The 15040-nt window shown below is 69.3% G+C and carries 16 protein-coding genes and 1 riboswitch; of the genes, 5 read left to right on the forward strand and 11 right to left on the reverse strand.

What is annotated here, in order from left to right; all coding sequences use genetic code 11:
* Positions 1–35: 35 nt before the first annotated feature.
* On the forward strand, positions 36–857 hold the full coding sequence (locus ABD156_RS03505) for an alpha/beta fold hydrolase (RefSeq protein ID WP_344266208.1): 822 nt from the start codon (positions 36–38) through the stop codon (positions 855–857).
* On the opposite strand, the gene ABD156_RS03510 is transcribed toward ABD156_RS03505, so the two are convergent.
* From ABD156_RS03510 to ABD156_RS03525, 4 genes are read right to left on the reverse strand one after another with little or no spacing between them, the layout of a single operon-like run.
* A complete protein-coding gene (locus tag ABD156_RS03510; protein ID WP_344266211.1) occupies positions 850–1635 on the reverse strand; it encodes an ECF transporter S component in 786 nt (261 codons plus the stop codon). The two genes, ABD156_RS03505 and ABD156_RS03510, sit on opposite strands and share 8 nt — an antisense overlap.
* Complete coding sequence (locus tag ABD156_RS03515; protein WP_344266214.1) at positions 1632–3290, reverse strand: ABC transporter ATP-binding protein; 1659 nt, start codon at positions 3288–3290, stop codon at positions 1632–1634. Before ABD156_RS03515 ends, ABD156_RS03510 begins: the two co-directional genes overlap by 4 nt.
* Positions 3287–4366, reverse strand: coding sequence for a CbiQ family ECF transporter T component (locus ABD156_RS03520; protein ID WP_344266217.1), 1080 nt, complete (start codon positions 4364–4366; stop codon positions 3287–3289). The genes ABD156_RS03515 and ABD156_RS03520 overlap by 4 nt, the downstream gene beginning before the upstream one ends.
* The gene (locus ABD156_RS03525; RefSeq protein ID WP_344266220.1) at positions 4353–5003 is read right to left on the reverse strand and encodes a hypothetical protein; all 651 of its coding nucleotides are present in this window, start codon (positions 5001–5003) and stop codon (positions 4353–4355) included. Before ABD156_RS03525 ends, ABD156_RS03520 begins: the two co-directional genes overlap by 14 nt.
* 15 nt (positions 5004–5018) lie before the next feature.
* Positions 5019–5166, reverse strand: a riboswitch (cobalamin riboswitch).
* Between the two features lie 28 nt (positions 5167–5194).
* Between ABD156_RS03525 and ABD156_RS03530 the strand changes: the two genes are divergently transcribed.
* The gene (locus tag ABD156_RS03530; protein ID WP_344266223.1) at positions 5195–6088 is read left to right on the forward strand and encodes a Gfo/Idh/MocA family protein; all 894 of its coding nucleotides are present in this window, start codon (positions 5195–5197) and stop codon (positions 6086–6088) included.
* Positions 6089–6281: 193 nt separating this feature from the next.
* A complete protein-coding gene (locus ABD156_RS03535; RefSeq protein ID WP_344266226.1) occupies positions 6282–7007 on the forward strand; it encodes a GNAT family N-acetyltransferase in 726 nt (241 codons plus the stop codon).
* Between the two features lies 1 nt (position 7008).
* On the opposite strand, the gene arfB is transcribed toward ABD156_RS03535, so the two are convergent.
* The 7 genes from arfB to ABD156_RS03570 form a co-directional block, all read right to left on the reverse strand.
* Positions 7009–7437 (reverse strand): alternative ribosome rescue aminoacyl-tRNA hydrolase ArfB, encoded by a 429-nt coding sequence (gene arfB / locus ABD156_RS03540; RefSeq protein WP_344266229.1) that lies wholly within the window; start codon positions 7435–7437, stop codon positions 7009–7011.
* Between the two features lie 33 nt (positions 7438–7470).
* The gene (gene purM, locus ABD156_RS03545) at positions 7471–8541 is read right to left on the reverse strand and encodes a phosphoribosylformylglycinamidine cyclo-ligase (RefSeq protein WP_182892735.1); all 1071 of its coding nucleotides are present in this window, start codon (positions 8539–8541) and stop codon (positions 7471–7473) included.
* Positions 8542–8572: 31 nt separating this feature from the next.
* Entirely contained in the window at positions 8573–10117 is a 1545-nt protein-coding gene (gene purF, locus ABD156_RS03550; RefSeq protein ID WP_344266235.1) for an amidophosphoribosyltransferase, read from the reverse strand.
* A 750-nt stretch (positions 10118–10867) separates the two neighbouring features.
* Complete coding sequence (locus tag ABD156_RS03555; RefSeq protein ID WP_344266239.1) at positions 10868–11257, reverse strand: hypothetical protein; 390 nt, start codon at positions 11255–11257, stop codon at positions 10868–10870.
* Positions 11244–11483 carry a DUF397 domain-containing protein gene (locus ABD156_RS03560; RefSeq protein WP_344266242.1) on the reverse strand — a complete coding sequence of 80 codons (240 nt, stop codon included), beginning with the start codon at positions 11481–11483 and terminating at the stop codon, positions 11244–11246. The genes ABD156_RS03555 and ABD156_RS03560 overlap by 14 nt, the downstream gene beginning before the upstream one ends.
* 488 nt (positions 11484–11971) lie before the next feature.
* Positions 11972–12850, reverse strand: a complete 879-nt coding sequence (locus ABD156_RS03565) for a helix-turn-helix domain-containing protein (RefSeq protein WP_344266245.1) — start codon at positions 12848–12850, stop codon at positions 11972–11974.
* Between the two features lie 155 nt (positions 12851–13005).
* Positions 13006–13386, reverse strand: coding sequence for a sterol carrier family protein (locus tag ABD156_RS03570; RefSeq protein ID WP_344266248.1), 381 nt, complete (start codon positions 13384–13386; stop codon positions 13006–13008).
* A gap of 59 nt (positions 13387–13445) precedes the next feature.
* Between ABD156_RS03570 and ABD156_RS03575 the strand changes: the two genes are divergently transcribed.
* Together ABD156_RS03575 and ABD156_RS03580 are read left to right on the forward strand one after the other, a co-directional pair.
* Positions 13446–14099: a type VII secretion system-associated protein gene (locus tag ABD156_RS03575; RefSeq protein ID WP_344266251.1), complete on the forward strand. Its 654-nt coding sequence runs from the start codon at positions 13446–13448 to the stop codon at positions 14097–14099.
* A 101-nt stretch (positions 14100–14200) separates the two neighbouring features.
* The gene (locus ABD156_RS03580) at positions 14201–15007 is read left to right on the forward strand and encodes a lysozyme (protein WP_377926826.1); all 807 of its coding nucleotides are present in this window, start codon (positions 14201–14203) and stop codon (positions 15005–15007) included.
* The last annotated feature ends 33 nt before the right edge of the window (positions 15008–15040 follow it).

A 15040-nucleotide genomic window follows, 5' to 3' on the forward strand; every position in this document is an offset into this window, starting at 1 on the left:
TGTGCTGGGCCGGGCGGGTCGCTTGACTGTGCGGCATGACTTCGACGTTCGTCTTCGCCGCCGGCGCCAACGGCGTGTCCGCCTCCCCGCCTGAACTCGTGCTGCGCGGGTATCGCGGGGTGGGGGTGCCGCAGCCGGAGCAGCAGTTTCGGCTGTCGTACCAGGCTCCGCAGGATCTCGGCGCGTTCGCCACGGAACCGTCGGCGCTGGTCGGCCTGACCGTGGCCGACCAGGTCGCGACCACTGTGGACGTCGTCCGCCGCGCCGCCACGCTGGGTCCGGTCGTGCTGGTCGGGTCGAGCATCGGCGGCGCGCTGGTCACGCTTGTCGCCGAAGAGGTCCCGGATCTGGTGTCGGCGCTCGTCTACGACGCCGCGTTCTGCTGTGTCGATCTGCCGACGCCGGAGGAATATCTCGCCACTCCTGAGGCCGCGTCGTCGCAGGTCGGGGCGATGCTCGGGTTCATCGCGGCCGATCCGGCGGTGATCGGTGCGATGCGGTTCAACTGGCGGTCTTCGTCGGCGGAGGCGAAGGCGGCTCTTTGCGCGGACGCCACCGACGGCGAGTTCTACGCCTTGCTCAACGCGATGGCCCCGGACGACATCATCGGACGCAGCTCGACCGATTCGCGCGGCACGCCGGAGCGGTGGGGGCGCGTCCCGCGCTTCTACATCCGGCATCTCCAAGACCGCTTGGTGCCGCTCGCCCTGCAGGACCGGATGATCGCCGAGGCCGACGCGCGCACGCCCGGCACGCAGTTCGAGGTGCACGACATCGACACGTCTCACTTCCCGAACGCGGCCGGCATGGCTCAGTTCGTCGAGGTGCTGGACAAGGTCGGCCAGTCGCTCAGCTGAACGCGGCTCGTCGTGCGGCCCGGCGCAGCACCGTCAGGATCGCCGGGCCCAGCACGAGGATCGCGGCCAGATTCGTGAGCGCGCGGCCGGTGTCCCAGCCCAAAGTGGACGTCAGCACGGTGAAGACCAGGAACCGGTGCAGGTTTTCGCCGAGCGGGCCGCCCGGGACGAAGTCCAGCGCGGTGTGGCTCGCCAGGAACGGCCAGGTGAAGAGGCTCATCGCGAGCCCGTAGAAGTAGGCGGCGACCACGCCGTAGACCGCCAGCATCGCGATCTCCCACCGGCCCTTCACCCGACGCGGCAGCAGCCCGGCGCCAAGGCTGACCAGCGACGACGCCAGCATCTGGAACGGCAGCCACGGCCCGACCCCGCCGGTGAGCAGCGCGGACGCGAACAGCGACGTCGAGCCGAGGACGAACCCGAAGCCCGGCCCGAAGACCCGCCCGGCCAGCACAAGCAGGAAGAACACCAGCTCGATCCCGCCGGTGCCAGCGCCGAGCGGACGCAACGCGGCGTTGACCGCGGACAGCACGCCGAGCAGCGCGAGCGCCTTCGCGTCGAGTCCGCCGCTGGACAGCTCGGCCAGCACGATCAGGATCAGCACCGGGAGTGTCACGAGGAAAACGAACGGCGCGTCGGTCACGTGTGCGGAGGTCCCGACGGTGCTGCGGGCGAGCAGCGGCCAGCAGAACATCGCCAGGCCGACCACGACGGCGGCCGTCAGCACCAGCGCCGTGCGGTGCCGGATGCGGACAGCTGGGCCTAGGAAATCGGTCACGCCAACGCCTTCGCCACCGCGTCCACGGTCAGCCACGGTTCCGGCGCGAGGATCTTCGCCACCTGCGGTGCGAAGGCGGGCGAGGCCACAACGACGTCCGCGGTCGGGCCGTCGGCGACCACTTCGCCCTCGGCCAGGACCACGACGCGGTGCGCGGCGGAGGCGACGAACTCGACATCGTGGGTGGCCAGCAGCACCGCGTGTCCCTCGGCGGCCAGGTCGGCGAGAATGGTCGCGAAGTGCCGTTTCGCCGGGTAGTCGAGGCCGCGGGTCGGCTCGTCCAGCAGCACGACCGGCGGGGCGGCGGCGAGTTGCACCGCGAGGACCAAGGCGAGTCGCTGGCCTTCGGACAGGTCTCGCGGGTTGGTGTCGTCTTCGATGCCGGGCACGAGGCGGTCGAGCAGCTTCCGCGCGGTGCCTGGCGTGACGTGCGATTCGACGTCCGCCTGTCGGCATTCCGCGCCGACTGAGTCGAGATACAGCAGGTCAGACGGGGTCTGCGGAACCAGGCCGACGCGGGTGCGGGCAGCGCGAGAGCGGAGCGTCTTCGGGTCCGCGCCTTCGACGTCGACCGTGCCGTCGGAACGAGGTCCGCTGCCCTGCAACGCCCACAGCAGCGAGGATTTGCCCGAGCCGTTCCGGCCCATCAGCGCGACGACCTCGCCGCGATCCAGCCGCAGGTCAACGCCGCGCACCGCGTTCACGCCGCCGTACCGAACCCGCACACCCCTCGCCTTAAGCACCGCCTCCCCAGAACGCCCCAATGTGGCATTGGGTGCGTCAGATGCACCGAACGCCACATTGGGTGCGTCGCATGCACCCAATGCCACATTGGGGCGGCGCTCGGCCAAGCGTTCCCGCAGCGGACGGGCGAGCCGTCGGGCGTCGCGGACCGAGAGGGGCAGCGGCGACCAGCCCGCGAGTCGTCCCAGCTCCACGATGGGCGGCGCGACATCTGTCTCGGCGAAAACCTCCGCCGGCGGACCGGACACCACGGTGCCGTCGCCGGGCAGGTAGAGCAGGCGGTCGGCGTACTGTGCGACGCGTTCCATCCGGTGCTCGGCGACGACGACCGTCGTGCCCAAGTCGTGCACCAGCCGCGTGATCGCGGCCAGCACCTCCTCGGCCGCGGTCGGGTCGAGCGCCGACGTCGGTTCGTCCAGCACCAGCACGCTCGGATGCGCCGTGAGCACCGCGCCGATCGCGACGCGTTGCTGCTGCCCGCCGGAGAGCGTCCGAAGTGGACGGTCGCGGAGTTCGGCGATGCCCAGCAGGTCAAGGGTTTCCTCGACGCGTTTGCGCATCACGTCCGGCGCGACAGCGAGCTGCTCCATCGCGTAAGCCAGTTCTTCCTCGACGGTGTCGGTGACGAATCCGGCCAGCGGATCCTGCCCGACCACGCCGACCACCGACGCCAGTTCGCGCGGCGGATGCGTCGCGGTGTCGAGCCCGGCGACCGCGACGCGCCCAGCAAGCGTGCCGCCGGTGAAATGCGGGACGAGACCGTTGATCGCGCCGAGAAATGTCGACTTACCGACACCGGTGCGCCCGGCGACGAGGCAAAGCTCGCCCTCCTCGATCGTGAGGTCGACGTCGCGGAGCACCGGCCGGTCCGCCCCGTCGTAGGTGACGCTGACGTGCGAGAACTCGATCATCGGGCGACCTCCGACACCAGCGCCGGACGCGGCGCGAACCAAGCGGGCGCCGCGCTGATCAGCACCGCGACGGTCGGCAGCAACGGCAGCTCCGGCCAGGTCAGCGGGCTGGCCGGGGTGGTGAGCGACACCGGGTCGGCGATCAGCACGAGCACCGCGGTCGTGACGCCGCACAGCGCCACCAGCGTCTCCGGCAGCCGCCACGGATCGGGCCGGTAGGTCGTTCGCCGGATCTGCCGTCCGCCCAGCACGAATCCGGCGGTGGCGAGCACCAGACCGGCGATGAGCATCGGCACGCCGAGCCACGAAGCGGACCCGTCGAGCACGCCGTAAACCCCCACCGCGACGCCGACCAGCCCGGCCAGCACGCAGGTCGCGATCAGGATCCGGACGCGTGGCGAGAGATACGCGCGCCGTCCGTAGCCGCGGGAATCCATCGCCGACGCGAGCTGCAGCGATCGGTCCATGGCGTCGGCGAGCACGGGCACGAAAATCCCCTTCACGAACCGAAGGCCGCGCGTCTTGCCGGAACGCAGCCGACGCGCGCGGCGCACCCGTTGCACGCTCTCGACCAATTGCGGCGCGACGGACAACGCGACCGTGACCGCGGTACCAACCTCATACAGCGCGCCGGGTACGGCCTTGAGCAGGCGTTTCGGGTTCGCCAGCGCGTTCGCGGCCCCGATGCAGAGCACGATCGTGGCCAGCCGGAGCCCGTCGTACAGCCCGCCGAGCAGCTCCTCGGCCGAAGTGGGGCCGAGGAGCTGAATGCCGGCGGCGACGCTCGGCAGCGGGATGGTCGGCAGCGTGAACAGGATGTGGCCGCCGTCCTCGCCGCCGATCAGGATCCGGAACAGCACGCGCGACGCCAGGATCACCCCGGCGATCCAGGCGTACATCCGGAACGCCAGCGCCCACGGCGCGTCGCCGCGGCGGAGCACCACGACGAACCCGGCGACCGCGATCACGAGCGCGAGCAGAACCGGGTTCGTGGTCCGGCTCGCGGCGACGGCGAGCGCGAGCGCCCACACCCACCACGCGCCGGGATGGAGCGCCCGCGGACTACTCCGCGGCACGCCTGCGACGCACCGCGACGACCGTCCCGGCCACCGCGAGCAGCACGACGACCACGATGCCGATCACCAGGCCCCACGGGAATCCACTGTCCGAAGTGGACGCCGGGGCTTGGGCAGGCGCGGCGGCCTTGCGCACCGGCTCGGTGCGCGGCGGCGGATACTCGGTGTAGGACTTGCCGATCGCGAAGGACCAGCCCTCGAACGCCCCGGCCGGCGGCTTCCAGCTCTGCGCGCCGACCTGCGCCGACTCCCATTTTCCGCCGTTGGTGGCGGTCCAGAAGCTCCACGACGCCTTCTCCGGCGGCATCCCGGTGCAGGCTTGATCAGCGGGCTTGCCCTCGATCTTGCACATCACGGCCAGGCCGTATTTGCCCGCGCCGGCGAGTTCGAAACCCGCGTTCTGCAGGGCGGTGACGCCGTTTTCCTGCTTTCCGGGCGCGCACCGGATGAGGGTTTCCCCGCCCAGCCCCTGGAAATCGACGATCACCGTGACGCCGTTGTCGTCCTGGCAATAGCCGTCGGCGCCCTTGCCGGGCGTGGTCGCGGAGGCGGAGGACGCCCCGCCTAAGCCGGTGGCGACGAGAAGAGCGCAGCCGGCGAGGACTCGCCCCCAGTGCCGCGCGTGCACGAATCGCATGTCAGATGTACCTCGCATCGATCGGACCACGACGGGCGATCCGGCTCGCGGTCCCTCCGGGGGGCCGCTCACGGTTGCGGGCCAGCGCCGGATTCTCACCGGCTTCCCCCGTTCGTGGCGAAGAACTTGTCGACGTTAACGCACCGCAGGCCCCGCTGGAAGCGACCGCGGCCACACCTACACTTCCGGGCGTGGGACAGGACCAGCTGCGCGTCGGCCTCGTAGGAACCGGACCGTGGGCCACCACGGTGCACGCTCCCGGGCTCGCGGATCATCCAGGGACCGTGCTCAGTGCCGTGTGGAGCCGCCGGCCGGAGGCCGCCGCCGCGCTCGCGCAGGCCTACGACGCCGTGCCGACCAGCGATCTGGACGAGCTGTTCGAGCAGGTCGACGCGCTCGCGTTCGCCGTGCCGCCGACCGTGCAGGCCGAGCTGGCGACCCGGGCCGCGGAGGCGGGCAAGCACCTGATCCTCGAGAAGCCGATCGCCCCCGATCTCGCCTCGGCGCAGCGTCTCGCCGACGCCGTGACGTCGGCTGGCGTCGCGTCGCTGGTGATGCTGACGCTGCGGTTCGCCCAGCAGACGCGCGATTGGCTGGACGGCGTCACCGCTGCTGGCGGTTGGCGAGGCGGCAGCGTGCGGTGGCTGTCCGGCGCATTGCTCGCCGGGAAGTACGCGACCTCGGCCTGGCGGCAGGATCCGGCTGCCGGCGCGCTCGCCGACATCGGCCCGCACGCGTTCGACCTGCTCGACGCCGCCCTCGGCCCGATCACCGACGTCCTCGCCGCGCATCGTGGTCCCGAGGACTTGTGGCAGCTGCTGCTCGAACACGAAGGCGGCATCACGAGCACCGCGACGCTCAGCCTGCGCCTGCCGGTGCAGCCGACGGTGGTCGAGTACTCGGTCTTCGGCGAACACGGCCTCCGCACCCTCGGCCGCACCGGCACGGCGAACGACGCGTACACCGCGCTGCTGGACGATTTCGCCGCGATGGTGTCGTGCGGAACGACCACGCATTCCTGCGATGTCCGGCGGGGCGTGCACCTGGCTCGGATCGTGGACCAGGCGCGCGCCGCTCTTCGCTGAGCCCGTTTATTCGCTTGCCCGGCCTGAGACGATGAACGGGAAGTTCGTTTCGGACGAAGGAATGCCTATGTGCTCCGCCACGGCCCACTCCGGCCGCGTGGCCTGAGCTGTTCGGCCTGCGCGCCGGTCGTGGGGTTCGCCCTGCCCGGTTCTTGTGCTGCATTCCTTCTTTCTCGAAAGGCTTCCACCAGAGATGTCCGCCCTTCAGGCCTACGTCCGCGCGACCGCACCGATCGGCCGCGACACCGAGCGCATCGGCCCGTTCCTGGCGACTTTCGCCCAGGACAGCTCGCATCCGATGGAGAACTACGCCATCCCCGATGACGGCGCCGCACCCACGCCCGCTGAGATCGCTCTGCTGATTTCCGCTTACCAGCAACGAAATCTCCTGCCGAGGCTGGAGTTCTTCACCGACGCCGCTCCCGATGTCGAGAAATCCCTTGTCGCCGCAGGCTTCACGCTGGAACGACGCGTGCCGGTGATGACCTGCACTGCCGAGGACCGCGTCGATTGTGGTGCACCGGAGCGCATTCAGCTGCGGGAACCGGTGTCCGACAACGAATTCCGCCGCCTGCGGTCCGTGCAGAATGTCGCCTTCGGCGAGTCTCCGGAGGTGTCGGATGCTGATGTCGAACGCAACCGCAACTACCTGACCGTCCTGGCCGAACACGGCGAAACCATTGTGGGCGGCGGAATCGCGCTGGACATCGTCTCCGGTGCAACAGAAATCGTCGGCATCGCGGTGGCGGCTGAGTACCGCGGCAAAGGCATCGCGGCGGCAATCACCGCGTACCTAACGCGCCTCGCCCACGAACGCGGCGCACGGACTGCTTTCCTCACACCAGGCGATGTCGGCATCGGGACCGTGTACGCCGCGCGGGCTACCAAGTCGCCGGTGAGTGCGTGCACCTGTCGCTGACCTAATCGTCGTACCGGCCGCCGCGACCACGCTTCACATCGCTGCGGCGCTTCTTCGCCGCCAGACGGCGTTCCTTCGAGCCTCGCGAAGGCTTGGTCGGACGCCGTTTGGCAGGCGGCGGCGCGGAAGCCTTCGTCAACACGTCAGCCAACCGCTCCCGGGCCGCGTCGCGGTTCATCAGCTGGGAGCGGTACTCGCTGGCCGCGATGGTCAGCACGCCATCGACCAGACGGGTGCCCAAACGGGCCGTGATGCGTTCCTTCAGCGCGGGCGGGATCGCGGCGGAGCTCGCGACGTCGAACGACAGCTCGACGCGCGAGTCCGTCGTGTTCACGCCCTGTCCGCCCGGCCCCGAGGACCGGGAGAACCGCTCTCGCAGTTCGGCGCCCGGGATCACGAACCGGGCGCCGACGCGTACGTCCTCCGCCATGTCTTCAGTGTCTCAAGACGTGGCAAGCGGCTTTCAGAACCGCGGGTGGTCGCCGGACAGGACCGCGCGCGGGCCGTCCGGGTCTTCGGCGGGCTGGACGTCGCCGAGGATCCACGCGGGCACGTGCCGCGCGGTGAGCACCGCCAGCGCCCGGTCGACGTCCTCGGCCGACACGATCGCGACCATGCCGACGCCCATGTTGAACGTCTTCTCCAGCTCCGCGCGCTCGACCTTGCCGCGCTGCCCGATCAGCGCGAACACCGGAGCCGGCGTCCACGTGCCGCGTTCGAGCTTGGCGACCAGGCCGCGCGGCATCACACGCGCCAGGTTGGCCTCCAGGCCGCCGCCGGTGATGTGCGCGAACGTGCGCACCTCGGTCTCGGCGACCAGCGCGAGGCAGTCCTTCGCGTAGATCTTGGTGGGCTCGAGCAGTTCCTCGCCGAGGGTGCGGCCGAACTCCTCGACGTGCCCGTCCAGCGGCATCCGCGCGATGTCCAGCAGCACGTGCCGGGCCAGCGAGTAGCCGTTGGAGTGCAGGCCGGACGAGCCCATCGCGATCACGACGTCACCGGGGCGTACCTTCTCCGGCGAGAGCAGCGCGGACGCCTCGACCGCGCCGACGCCGGTGGCCGACAGATCGTAGTCGTGCTCGCCCATCAGGCCGGGGTGCTCGGCCGTCTCGCCGCCGAGCAGCGCGCAACCAGCCTGGACACAGCCCTCGGCGATGCCGCCGACCAGCGCCGCGATCTTCTCCGGCACGACCTTGCCGACCGCGATGTAGTCCTGCAGGAACAGCGGCTCGGCCCCGGTGACGACGAGGTCGTCGACCACCATCGCGACCAGGTCGATGCCGACCGTGTCGTGCTTGTCGAGCGCCTGTGCGACCGCGATCTTGGTGCCGACGCCGTCCGTCGACGACGCGAGGATCGGCTCTTTCCACTTGTCGAGCTTGAGGGAGAAGAGCCCGGCGAAACCGCCGACCCCGCCGCGCACCTCGGGCCTCGTGGCTCGCTCGGCGTGTGGCTTGAGCAGCTCGACGGCCTGGTCACCGGCGTCGATGCTGACCCCGGCGGCTGCGTACGTGGCGCTCGTGGACTCGCTCACGGAAGCGGACTCCCTACTGGACATGCTTGGTTCACGGACGCCGGACGGCGTCTTCGGCACCGTACCCGGCCGCACTGACGGGAGCGGCCGCGCCACCTGCGGCGTCCATGCTTTCGAGCAGGTGCTTGCCGATGAGCGCGTCTTCGGGCAGCGCGATCGGGTACTCGCCGGAGAAGCAGGCCGTGCACAGCCGCGACTTCGGCTGCTCCGACGCCGCGACCAGGCCGTCCAGCGAAATGTAGCCGAGCGAATCGGCTCCGATCGAGCGGCGGATGCCGTCGAGGTCGACGCCGTTGGCGACGAGTTCGGCGCGCGAGGCGAAGTCGATGCCGTAGAAGCACGGCCACCGCACCGGCGGCGACGCGATCCGCACGTGCACCTCGAGCGCGCCTGCCTCGCGCAGCATCCGCACGAGCGCGCGCTGGGTGTTGCCGCGGACGATCGAGTCGTCCACCACGACCAGGCGCTTGCCGCGGATGACGTCGCGCAGCGGGTTCAGCTTCAGCCGGATGCCGAGCTGCCGGATGGTCTGCGACGGCTGGATGAAGGTGCGCCCGACGTAGGCGTTCTTGACCAGACCGGTCCCGTACGGAAGGCCCGAGCCCTGCGCGTACCCGATCGCGGCCGGGGTGCCGGACTCCGGCACGGGCATCACGAGGTCGGCGTCCACCGGGTGCTCGACGGCCAGCTTGCGGCCGATCTCGACGCGCGTGGCGTGCACACTGCGGCCGGCGATCGACGTGTCCGGGCGCGCGAGGTAGACGTACTCGAAGACGCAGCCCTTGGGCTCCGGGTTCGCGAACCGCGACGAACGCAGCCCCTCGGCGTCGATGGCGATCAGCTCGCCCGGCTCGACCTCGCGCACGAAGGACGCGCCGCAGATGTCGAGCGCGGCGGTCTCGCTCGCCACGACCCAGCCGCGCTCCAGCCGGCCGAGCACCAGCGGGTGCACGCCGTGCGGGTCGCGGGCCGCGTACAGGGTGTTCTCGTCGGCGAAGACCAGGCAGAACGCGCCCTTGAGGGTGGGCAGCAGCTCGAGCGCGGCGGCCTCGATGCCTTTGTCGGCGGCGTTCGCGGCGAGCAGCCCGCAGACCAGGTCGGAGTCGCTGGAAGACCCGGTGAGCCCGGCGTGCGGCTTCAGCCCCGCGGCGACAGTGCGATCGCGCAGCTCGGCGGTGTTGACCAGGTTGCCGTTGTGCGCGAAGGACAGGCCGCTGCCGGTGTCCGTGGTGCGGAAGATCGGCTGGGCGTTCTCCCAGATCGTGGCTCCGGTCGTGGAGTACCGGCAGTGCCCGACGGCGATGTGGCCCTGCAGCGACTGCAGGACCTGCTCGTCGAAGACCTGGCTGACGAGCCCGAGGTCCTTGAAGACGACGATCTGCGAGCCGTCCGAAACGGAGATGCCCGCTGCCTCCTGCCCGCGGTGCTGCAGGGCGTAGAGGCCGTAGTAGGTGAGCTTGGCGACTTCTTCCCCGGGAGCCCAGACGCCGAAGACGCCGCACTCCTCACGGGGTTCCGGATCGGGTTGATCTTGATCTTCGGGTCGAGCAGGACTGGCGGAGGGGTCGGAAACCACCGGGGAGCTCCCAGGAAGACGCGGGCGGGCCAGGTCCAAGTGTAAGGGGTGGATCGGTCGGGGATCGGGGTTGCGGCGTGGTTCTGACCACTACGGGGGAGGAGAGTGTGGAGCGGTGATCTGGTTTTGGAGCGGGGGTCTCGTTCCGGGATTCGGCTCGTCGCCTGGCGGCGACATTGCCGTTCTTTGGCTGGGTGGGCACCCCGAAGCCGATTGTGATGACGGTCTGTGGGTGGTTGTCAAGGCGGGAAAGATGCCTTGACAACCACCCTCAGACCGCATTGTGGCTTCGTATCGGGGTGCGGGGCGGGAGTGGCTGCATGGCCGAGTCGGGGGTGCGAGATGCGGTTTAGGGCGCGCGGCTGGAGTGCATGGGCGCGTTGGGGTTCGCGGCCCCAATGTGGCGTTGGGTGCGTCAGATGCACCGAACGCCACGTTGGGTGCGCCGCATGCACCCAACGCCACATTGGGGGCGCATCGGCGGCGGTGAGCGGGCGGGCTGTGAAGGGCCCCTTGAGGGAATCCAGGTCCGTGATGGGGTCCCCCACGGCCTGGTGCGGGTCGTGAGGGGAACCCTGAGGGACTCAGAATCCGTGAAGGTGGCCCTCACGGCAGTGGCCGAGCCACGTGCGGCGGCGGCGAGGGGGCAGAAATGAGCCAGGCCCCGCACGAAGTGGATTGGGCCACTTCGTGCGGGGCCTGAAATCTGGGAGGCACCGGTGGGGACAAGCGCGGGGAGAGGAGGGCGAATCAGCTAGCGGCTAGCCACTTCGAGCGGCCGCCTCGGCCGGGGACCCAGCAGCCCGCGGTGGAGGCCGCGGCGGAGGCCGGTTGGCGCTCGGGGAGGGCTAGTACTTCGCCCAGTACCTGGCTTGCTTCGCCGCGCGAGCGCCACAGCGTGGACGCGGGGGCGAAGATGTTCTGCTCGCTGCCAGGGATGCGCGTGGCCTCGACGTCGTCCTCCGCGTTCAGCCGGACGACGTCCACCACGTTGTCGTGGACTCGCACTCCGACGACGGCCTGCACTTCGCCGCTTCCGTTCGTCGGGTGGACGAACCGGTAGCCGCGGTCGATCAGTTTTTGCAGGCCTTGCTCGATGTCGAAGGCGGGTCCGACGACGTTGTTCTCAGCCGAGGACATCGTCGAATTCGCCGTCCTTCGCGCCGGCGAGGAAGGCCGCCATCTCCGCGCGCGTGTAGACGAGCGCGGGGCCCTCCGGGAAGCGCGAGTTCCGCATCGCGATCTCGCCCGAGGTCAGCGGGGCTACTTCAACACAGTTGCCTACCGCGCCGCTGTAGCTCGCCTTGCGCCACTCGGCGCCGGTCAGACGGTCGGCCGGAATACCGTTCTCGAACCGCTCAGCCATGATGCCACCTTCCGGGAAGGACGATGAAAAGCTCAGGAATCTGCATGTGCATCTGCCCGCGACTTTGACGCTAGCACGCGCGCATGCAGCGGTAAATGCACGTGCAGAATTTTCTGCAAATTTCTCACTGCGTGACGACACGGTTCAGTAGAAGTTCCCAGACAGGTGATTCGAGCACTACCCGAACGGGCTAAATATTACCTTGGGTCACGATATTGGCATCCTGATAACGCACCGCGTTCGTGACTCGCTACCGCTGGGTGCAGCGGGTGAATGAAGAACACTGACCGTGATGACTGAAGGGGCGAGAAGAAGACCGGGAACCGGGTCAGTGGAAACAGCCTTCCGGACTTATGCACGCTCGGTGATGAGAATGGAGGCGGGCGTTCTCTATACGGCTACCGCTCGCCCGGATGGCTGGGGCGGAATTCTTGATGGGGAGAATTTCACCGGAGCCGAGCGCTCGGTGCGGTGAAGAGAGACAGCGCTTAGATCTCGGCCTTGCGCTTGGCGATGCGGGCCCGGCTGCGCTCGGGAGTCTCGGCGTCGACAGCCAGCAGGTCCAGCGCTCGGCCGTACTTCTCGATCTCGTCGCGCTTGTCCAGGTAGTGCGCGCCGGTCAGGTACTCGACGTAGACGATGTTCGGCAGCTCCGCCTCGGCGAAGCGCAGCAGCGAGAACGCGTGCTCGGCCGACAGACCGCTTCGGCAGTACGGCAGGATCTGCACCGACACGTGCGGCAGCGTGGTGACCTCGAGCAGGTATTCCAGCTGCTGGCGGAACACCTTGGGGCCGCCGATCGGCCGGTACAGCACCGATTCGTCGAGCACCGCCCAGATGCGCGGCGCGTCGGGGCGGGCCAGCATCTTCTGCCGCCGCATGCGCAGGGCCACCAGCTGGTCCACGCGTTCGTCGGCCATCTCCGGGCGGCCGTGGCTGAAGATCGCTCGCGCGTACGGCTCGATCTGCAGCAGACCGGACACGAACAGCGGCTCCCAGATCTGGATCCGGGACGCCGCCTCCTCAAGACCGACGAGGTCGGTGAACCATCCGGGCACCGTCTCCCCGAACTTGCGCCACCAGCCCGCTTCGTTCGACTGCTTGACCATGTCGAGGAACGCTTTGCGCTCGTCGTCGTCCGAGACGCCGTACATGGTGAGCAGGTCGGCGACGTCGCGTTCCTTGAAGCCGACGCGGCCGAGTTCCAGCCGGGAGATCTTGGATTCCGAACCGCGGATGTTGTAACCGGCCTGCTGACGCGTGATCCCGGCTTCCTCGCGCAACCGGCGAAGCTGCGAGCCGAGGATCATCCGGCGCGCTGTCGGGCCGAGGCTCTGCTCGCCGGCGGACACGCCTACCGCGTTCATGACCAGGGCCCTTCCATTGCCGCTCGTACGAAATCCGACTACCCAAAGTACACGCAAGGCACTGCCCGGACAGCGTGGCACAGGCCCGCGTTCAGGGGATTCTACGGAGTGTGTGCCTCAGAAGACACACCCGCGGGAACAATTCCGGCGGAAAATCAGATCCGCACGACCGGAAGCCAGTGCGAAAGGTCCGCGCGGCTGCCCGAGGCGGATACCCGTGCGGCGCTGAGCGCGTCCTCCCAGTCCAGCAGACCGGTGGCCAGTTCGAGCCACGTCCGCGGATCGGTCTCGATCACGTTCGGCGGCGTGCCCCGGGTGTGGCGCGGGCCCTCGACGCACTGCACCGCGGCGTACGGCGGCACCCGGACCTCGACGGTGTGGCCGGGTGCGTCCTGGGCGAGGGTCCGCAGTGTCGCGCGCACCGCAGCGGCCAGTTCGGGGCGCGCCGGATCCGGTCCGTCGCCGCGCAACCAGTCCGAAACGGCCAGCACCGCCGCTCGTAACTGAGCGGGATCGACCGAACGCGAAGAGGCCATGCGACAACAGTAGAGTGGCCGCGGACGGAGTTTCAGGCACCCGGCACCGAGGGACGGCGATGGCGCAGCGGGACGAGGCAGATCGGATGGTTTCCCGGACCCCGGCGGGCAAACGCGCGCGCCGGAACGCGTATCCGCGCCGCGGGCCGCAAGGAAAACCCGAGATCACTCCCGAGATGCGCGCCAACGCGCGGACCAACCCGAACAGCTGGCTGTATGTCATCGACGAGGCCTTCGACGCGCGCGGTCCGGTGCCGTCCTGGGCGGTCGTCGGCGCGTATCCGGTGAACGGAACCGGAGAGGTCGTCGAGGACTTCCACCCCAACGACCGGTACCGGCCCTCGCCGAAGGCGCTCGGTTTTCCCGAGCCGCGCAACGAACTCGAGCGGCTGCTGCAGATGGTCCGCACCGAACACCGGCCCGCCGAAGACTTGCCGCGCGTCATCCTCGATTCGACGCTGCTCGTCTACGCCCTGTCCCCGGTGCAGCGCACGGTGATCGGCTTCCACAACGCCGACGGCCGGGTCATGGTCCCGGCGTACACGGCGAAGTCGCTGGTGCCGCGCGAATGGCCGCACGCCCGCGCGGTGCTCGGCCGCGACATCGTCGGGCTGCTCGCCGGGCACCCGCTCGCGGTCAACCCGCACGACCTGATCACCGCGGTCGTGCCGGCCGAGCACCTGATGAAGGCACTGGCCGAAGAACGGCGCTGACCTGGGCAGACCACTCTGCCGAGTGATCATGATTCGCCGAAATCCGCGCATCCGGGCATCGTGACGCAGTAGGAGTACACGCGTCCGGTGAGGAGCCCTGGGTGAAGCGTCATCTGCTGCTGCGCTGGAGCGCGGTTCTCTTCGCCGGGATCGCCGGCACGTCCCTGTGCGAAACGGCGGAGGCCGCGCCGAGCTACGCCGGGGCCGCGGACAACTACGCCGGTTCGCAAATCGCGAAGCACGAAGGCGTGCTCGGAGCGCCGAACATCTCCTATACGACGGCGGATCAGTACCTCGGGCACGACGTCAGCGGACACCAAGGCCCGGTCGACTGGCCCGCCGCGGCCGGAGCGGGCGCGAAGTTCGTGTATGTGAAAGCGACCGAGGGCACCGGGTTCGTCAGCGGGCAGTTTGCCCAGCAGTACAACGGTTCCTACCAAGTTGGGATCGTGCGCGGCGCCTACCACTTCGCGCGCCCGGACGTGTCCGACGGCGCGGCGCAGGCCAACTACTTCCTCGCGCACGGCGGCGGCTGGTCGGCCGACGGCAGGACGCTTCCGGGCGCACTCGACATGGAATACAACCCCTACGGCGAAACGTGTTACGGCAAGGACGCGAACGGGATGGCCGACTGGGTTCGCGCGTTCTCCGACACCTATCGCGCCCGCACCGGACGGCTGCCGACGATCTATACCTCGACAAGCTGGTGGAAACGCTGCACCGGAAACAACCCTTCTTTCGGAGGGAATCCGCTCTGGATCGCGCGCTACAACTCCTTCATCGGCGAACTCCCCGCGGGCTGGGGACAGCACGCCATCTGGCAGTTCTCGAACAGCGGCACGCTGCCAGGGGACCAGAACTGGCTCAACGGAACCCAAACAGCGCTGCGCAATCTGGCATTCGGGTGAACATTCGTGACGTTGTCACGAATTAGTCATCAC

The sequence above is a fragment of the Amycolatopsis albidoflavus genome, from assembly GCF_039525725.1.
Taxonomy (GTDB): domain Bacteria; phylum Actinomycetota; class Actinomycetes; order Mycobacteriales; family Pseudonocardiaceae; genus Amycolatopsis; species Amycolatopsis albidoflava.

Bases quoted from the DNA above. Each gene is read 5' to 3' on its own strand.
- arfB (WP_344266229.1), bottom strand. From the start codon at position 7,437: ATGGCGGAGGACGTACGCGTCGGCGCCCGGTTCGTGATCCCGGGCGCC.
- ABD156_RS03555 (WP_344266239.1), bottom strand. From the start codon at position 11,257: ATGTCCTCGGCTGAGAACAACGTCGTCGGACCCGCCTTCGACATCGAG.
- ABD156_RS03515 (WP_344266214.1), bottom strand. From the start codon at position 3,290: ATGATCGAGTTCTCGCACGTCAGCGTCACCTACGACGGGGCGGACCGG.
- ABD156_RS03505 (WP_344266208.1), top strand. From the start codon at position 36: ATGACTTCGACGTTCGTCTTCGCCGCCGGCGCCAACGGCGTGTCCGCC.
- ABD156_RS03565 (WP_344266245.1), bottom strand. From the start codon at position 12,850: ATGAACGCGGTAGGCGTGTCCGCCGGCGAGCAGAGCCTCGGCCCGACA.
- ABD156_RS03525 (WP_344266220.1), bottom strand. From the start codon at position 5,003: ATGCGATTCGTGCACGCGCGGCACTGGGGGCGAGTCCTCGCCGGCTGC.
- ABD156_RS03575 (WP_344266251.1), top strand. From the start codon at position 13,446: ATGGCGCAGCGGGACGAGGCAGATCGGATGGTTTCCCGGACCCCGGCG.
- ABD156_RS03535 (WP_344266226.1), top strand. From the start codon at position 6,282: ATGTCCGCCCTTCAGGCCTACGTCCGCGCGACCGCACCGATCGGCCGC.
- ABD156_RS03570 (WP_344266248.1), bottom strand. From the start codon at position 13,386: ATGGCCTCTTCGCGTTCGGTCGATCCCGCTCAGTTACGAGCGGCGGTG.
- ABD156_RS03560 (WP_344266242.1), bottom strand. From the start codon at position 11,483: ATGGCTGAGCGGTTCGAGAACGGTATTCCGGCCGACCGTCTGACCGGC.